This window comes from Vibrio sp. 2033, from assembly GCF_033339735.1.
In genome coordinates this window covers 1-694 of sequence record NZ_JAWOVC010000360.1, presented here as the reverse complement: position 1 = coordinate 694, position 694 = coordinate 1, and the positions used below count along the sequence as shown (strand labels likewise).

Below are 694 nucleotides of genomic sequence, written 5' to 3'. Positions count from 1 at the left end.
TTGAACCATTGCACAACGTTATTCGTGCGATGGGTTTGCCGTTGATCTGCGTTCCTGGCGTGGAAGCAGATGACGTCATCGGTACGTTGGCTTACCAAGCCTCGCAACAAGGCATGCCTGTTTTAATCAGTACTGGCGATAAAGATATGGCTCAGCTGGTGGATGACAACATTACCTTGATCAACACCATGACGAACGTCGTGATGGATCGTGAAGGGGTGGTGGAAAAATTTGGTATTCCGCCAGAGTTGATCATCGACTATCTAGCGTTGATGGGCGATAAAGTCGATAACATCCCTGGTGTACCGGGCGTGGGCGACAAAACGGCGACCGCTTTGCTGCAAGGCATTGGTGGCCTGACTAAGTTGTACGAAAATCTGGATGATATCGCGGCACTTGGTTTCCGCGGTTCGAAAACCATGGCGAAGAAGCTGGTCGACAACAAAGACAACGCTATGCTGTCTTATGAGCTGGCTACCATCAAGCTGGATGTGGAACTGGAAGAAACACCAGAGTCGCTACTGAAAGCAGAGCCAAACAAAGACGAATTGATCAAACTGTATGGTCAGTTGACGTTTAAGTCTTGGTTGAACGAACTGCTTGAAGGCGGCTCAGGCACTGTCGAAGCGGTTGAACTTGCAGGCTCTGCGCAAGCATCATCATCTTCTTCGCATGCTGAAATGGAAACCTCAGC

1 protein-coding gene is annotated in these 694 nt (G+C 49.6%); it reads left to right on the top strand.

Annotated features, from left to right (window positions below; genetic code table 11):
* On the top strand, positions 1 to 694 hold a 694-nt coding region (locus R7P74_RS26600; protein WP_318123649.1), incomplete at both ends, for a 5'-3' exonuclease.